Origin of the sequence: Haemophilus sp. 27098_8_127 (assembly GCF_041433495.1) — a bacterium.
Taxonomy (GTDB): Bacteria; Pseudomonadota; Gammaproteobacteria; order Enterobacterales; family Pasteurellaceae; genus Haemophilus_D.
Map to the genome: position 1 here is coordinate 1 of NZ_JAPWBP010000018.1, position 4,919 is coordinate 4,919.

The window sequence follows — 4,919 nt, forward strand, 5'->3', positions numbered from 1 at the left end:
TTACAATCCTTACTTAAATCCGTCAAATTAGCATTATTTCTGTTTTATCTTATAAATAAAAACGGCCACAAAACATTTCATTTTATGACCGCTCGCTCTTTTATCAATTTTTGGGATTAAACTGGCTCTAAACCTAACACTTTGCGTCCATTGATACTGGCAATATCAACCATTGCATCAAGATGTGGGAAACGACAGCCTGCAGCAAGCAAGCTTAGTTCTTGCCATAAATCCCCTTCACAAAGTGGCACCATATAATCACAGATATTATCCGTACCTAACGCGACTGTAATCCCTTCTGGAATCATTTCATCTGCAGGTGTCAAGGCATTATGGAAAGGCATCAAATCTTCTTTTCGGTTACTATCAATCCACGCCATTGGACAAGCAATCATCATCATTTTTGCCTGACGCATTTTTTCATAAAGTTTATAGCGGTATTCTTTGCTATGTGCACCAATGGAAATACCATGGATCGCCACGACTCTCCCTTCCATACCATGTTCGATGGTTTTATCACACAGCTGTTCGGTTTCTTTTTCTTTCGGAGAGTTGAATTGGTCCACGTGCACATGACACATAATGCCGCGAGACTTAGCCGCATCAAGTAAAATATCCATTGCCTCAAGGCCGCGACCATAATCAAGCTCATCGCGATAAGGTAAACCACCAATCATATCCACCATATCAGAGCCAATATCAAACCATTTGCGTGCTTCTGGCTCAATGACTCCTTTTAAGGTTTGATTCGCAAATTTCAAAATAATATCATGTTTATAGACTTCGCGAGCTTTGTGCGCAGCAATGATGGCTCGGTCTTCACAAATCGGGTCGATATCCACAAAAGTACCAAATGCAGTTACCCCTTGGGAAATCATTAACTCAATCGATTGACAGAAACGGGCGTAATAATCATCAACACTGGATGTACGTTTAACTTCGTCCACTAAATCCCATTTTTGTTGAAGATTACTGTTGTGATAAATGCCAATTTTTTCGGGTGTCATTGTAAAAGCACGATCTGCGTGAGCATGGGCATTAACCCAGCCACCTTTTTTAATGATTTCGTCTCGAATAAACGTTTTAAAGCTACGAACGTGATTTCTCATAATAACTCCGCCAAAAAAGAAAGGAAAAGAGAGACGAGAAGTGTATTAATTGAAAAGCAAACCCAATAAGGATCTGGTCTATTGTGAATTGTTTGCAATGTTATGAAAAATTCGCAGATTTTAATTAATAACATCTTTTCAGTCTTTCAACTGGGTGCAAAGTATAAAATTTTAAGCACAAAAAAGCTATCTATTTATTGACAAAAGAACGCTCTTGTTTGAAAACCTCTAAGAATAAGCCGAGCGGTGGGCGGCTAGAAGATTGCTCAGTATAAGTGCGGTCAAATTTCTTATAGTTTCCTTTGCGATCAATATGATACTGTGTGCCATCCGGCTGAATAATGACATTCCAACGGAAATTCGATGCCAACACCCAAGGATCGCCATTAAGCTCAAATAAATTGCGGCCTTGTGCATAATCCGAAACCGGATTTTTTACTTTAAAGATCGACGACATCAGTGCTGGTAACAAATCAGTATGACTCGTTAATTTTGTCACTTCTTGTACTGGCAAATCTTTCCAGTAAACAATAAACGGCACTTGGATTTCATCACGACCGAAATAGTTTTCTTGTGCTTTTTCATCCAGTTTATTAAGCGTTTTACCATGCTCTGCCGTAATAATAACAATCGTATTATCTAAAGAGACTGATGCTAAAGTGTCATCAATTTGTTGATCAATATCCGCAAGCGATTTGGTGTAATTTTCTTCCGTTTGATCTGCAATATCTAAATCCATATAAGCAAACCAAGGTCTATCCTCTTTTAAGAGAGATAAAACACCATTTATCTCTTCTTTTGGCGAAGAGGCTTTCACTTTAGGTAATTTCACATCACGGAACAAGGCTTGTTTAAATAAGCTGTCTTTAAATGCCGTGGATGAATAAGCAACAAATTGATATTTTTCGTCTTGTAACTTTTTGATTAACACTGACGGCGTATGATTACTCAAAATACTGTCTGTATAATTCGCATTCAGTCCATAGAATAAGCCCACTAAGCCGGCATTATTTGTATTGCCGCTACTGTAATGATTCGTAAATTGAGTAGAACTTGTGGAAAATTCAAACAATTTAGGCATTTTCTCACTAGTCAGCGCATCATAACGTAAGCCTGAAACGGTAATCACGAGGATGTTTGGTTTGTTCTCAACTTGCTCAAACTGAAGGTCTTTTTTCGGATAATCAAGTTTTAATGCATCTAAACGCCCTTCTTGCTCTAAGCGCTGAGAGTATGTTTCCGCATTAATGAACCCTTGTTTTTCCAAAAAGGTTCGAGCAGTCATTGGATAAGAAAGCGGGAAATTTGAGCGTTGCATAGTAATTGGACGATATAACAATGCATCCGCCCAAGCATAAATTAAATGTGTTGCCACAAAAGTAGAAGTCAGCACTAATCCCACTTTCTTTAGCCATTTTTGACGCTCCAAACTACGTAATTTTTCCCAACTCCAACGAGAGAAAAGCATTTGGATTAACAAAATAATCGGCATTGGCGCAAAGAAAATTTGCCAATCTCGTGAAAGATCACCCTTTTCTGGATTTACTAATAAATTCCAAACGATAGAAGAAAGGTGGATATTAAAACGGTTAAAAACTTCTGTATCAAACAGCAGTAAAGTGGTGCAAATTGTCGCGATAATCACCGTTAGCCCACGGAAAGTGCGGTGATTTTTTATGATGAAACTCAGCGGAAATATAACCAGCAAATACAAGGCAAAAACACAAAAGCTGAAATGACCTAATAAGCTGATAAAGAAATAAATTTTGCCGAGTAAGGTGTCTGGCCAATCAATGAGAAAGGCATAACGACTACCAATAAGAATTGCGATGATAATGTTAAAAAAAGCAAACCAATGCCCCCACGAAATTTTTCGTGAGGTTTCTTCACGGTATTCACGTCCGTTGAATTTGCTCTTTTTAAACCAAAACATTTTATTTTATTTTTACCGAATTCATTAGAGAGTTGGCAAAGGCTTGTGCTAATGCTTCACGCTGTGCAGCTGGCACACTAGTGGTCAATAAATTACTGGCCATATTGCCTAAAGCGATAAGAGAAAGATCAACGGGTGCTTTGTGAGTTTCAAGTACGCTAATCATGTCGTTAATAATGGCATTAACTTGCCCATCGGAATACTTTGAATGTTGAGCCATTTGGAATGTTTAAGCCTGTTCTAAATACAAAAAAACTTCTCATATCATACCCGATAATTTGCTCAATCTGAATAATTTCTTTTTTCTTGCTTAAAAAGTGCGGTTATAATTTAAGGTAAATTTTACGAAGGAAAAAATTATGAGCATTACGGTTAATCAAATCGTGCTACATCAATTAGTTAAGCACGCTGAAAATGAAACCACTACCATGGAAAGCGTGTTGCGTGATGAACTTCTCACCATTACGCCGGAAGTCGAACAAATGATGTTGCAATTACATCAAGGTTATCAAAATAAAGGCAAAGCATTTGGTGTATTCCAAGAGAATTCCATTTTTGCACAAGATCTGAATCGTTTATTAGAAAATGAAATCAACTTTTTAAATTTCAGCCAACAATCCACAAAATTATTAGCGCAAGAATTGGGCAAATATAATTTTGCAGACAGCGGTACGCTTATCCTATGCCAATATAACTTTTTAGCGACGGATTACCTATTCATCGCACTGTTAGATAGTCGCATCAGTATGTTAGTTGACGAAAATCTTGAAATTCGTCGTACAGAATATCTAGATATTACACAATTTGATATTGCGGCACGTATCAACTTAACGGATTTACAAGTAAACGCAAACTCAAACCGTTATCTCACCTTCATTAAAGGTCGTGTTGGCCGTAAAATTAGTGACTTCTTTATGGATTTCTTAGGTGCAGAAGAAGGTTTAAATCCGCAAGTTCAAAACCAATGCCTATTACAAGCAGTCAGTGACTACTGTGAACAAGGTGAATTGAACAAAGAACAAACCCAAGCCGTGAAAAAGCAGGTATTTGAATACTGCAAAGGTCAATTAGCAAGCGGTGATGAAATTGCCTTAACTGAACTTTCAGCGAATTTGCCGACTCTAAACGAGCGCCCGTTTTTCACCTTTACAGAAGAGCAAGATTATGGCTTGGAGGAAACCATTCCACCATTACGTTCAGCCTTAAAAACATTAACGAAATTTTCAGGTTCTGGTAAAGGTGTGACATTAAGTTTCGATGCGGATTTATTAAATAACCGTATTGAATGGGATCCACTTACAGATACTTTAACAATCAAAGGGATACCACCAAATCTGAAAGATCAACTTCAAAAAGCATTAAAGTGCGATAATTAATTTGGCAAGATCATAAAGTTTCGGTATCATTCGACATAACTTTGCAGTAAAAGGTAAAAAATATGCAATTAAGAACATTTTTAGGTGCAGTTGTTTTAGCATTAAGTTTAACTTCTTGTTCAACAGTGCAAAAAGTCGTTTATCGTATTGATGTTCCACAAGGTAACTATTTAGAAGCAGCGACTGTGGCGCAAGTTAAACCGGGCATGACCGCACAACAAGTACAATATCTGCTTGGTACACCAGTTTTAATCGATCCTTATAGTAACCTAACTTGGTATTACGTGTTCTTACAACAACACTCTTACCAAAAACCTGAACAGCACACATTTACAGTGAAATTCGATCAAAACGGTTTAGTGAGCAGTGCAGAATTAGATAAGCCATTACCTGAAGTGGCAAAACAAGACGAAAATAATACTATTATCAGCACACCTGAAAATGCAGGTAAGAAAAGCTGGTGGAAATTCTGGTAATCATTAAAAAATAACTGGCGTGAAG

Annotated in this window: 5 protein-coding genes; 2 read left to right on the top strand and 3 right to left on the bottom strand. The window is 37.4% G+C overall.

Annotated features, from left to right (window positions below; genetic code table 11):
- Window positions 1-116 precede the first annotated feature (116 nt).
- The 3 genes from O3746_RS10240 to O3746_RS10250 form a co-directional block, all read right to left on the bottom strand.
- Window positions 117-1,109 carry an amidohydrolase family protein gene (locus O3746_RS10240; RefSeq protein WP_049374946.1) on the bottom strand — a complete coding sequence of 331 codons (993 nt, stop codon included), beginning with the start codon at window positions 1,107-1,109 and terminating at the stop codon, window positions 117-119.
- Between the two features lie 190 nt (window positions 1,110-1,299).
- Window positions 1,300-3,042 (bottom strand): DUF3413 domain-containing protein, encoded by a 1,743-nt coding sequence (locus O3746_RS10245; protein ID WP_371449012.1) that lies wholly within the window; start codon window positions 3,040-3,042, stop codon window positions 1,300-1,302.
- A 1-nt stretch (window position 3,043) separates the two neighbouring features.
- A complete protein-coding gene (locus tag O3746_RS10250; protein ID WP_005698664.1) occupies window positions 3,044-3,262 on the bottom strand; it encodes a YejL family protein in 219 nt (72 codons plus the stop codon).
- 139 nt (window positions 3,263-3,401) lie between these two features.
- Here O3746_RS10250 and yejK point away from each other — a divergent pair, with 139 nt between their 5' ends.
- Window positions 3,402-4,418 carry a nucleoid-associated protein YejK gene (yejK, locus tag O3746_RS10255; RefSeq protein ID WP_371449015.1) on the top strand — a complete coding sequence of 339 codons (1,017 nt, stop codon included), beginning with the start codon at window positions 3,402-3,404 and terminating at the stop codon, window positions 4,416-4,418.
- A 62-nt stretch (window positions 4,419-4,480) separates the two neighbouring features.
- On the top strand, window positions 4,481-4,894 hold the full coding sequence (gene bamE, locus O3746_RS10260) for an outer membrane protein assembly factor BamE (protein WP_049365683.1): 414 nt from the start codon (window positions 4,481-4,483) through the stop codon (window positions 4,892-4,894).
- Window positions 4,895-4,919: the final 25 nt, after the last annotated feature.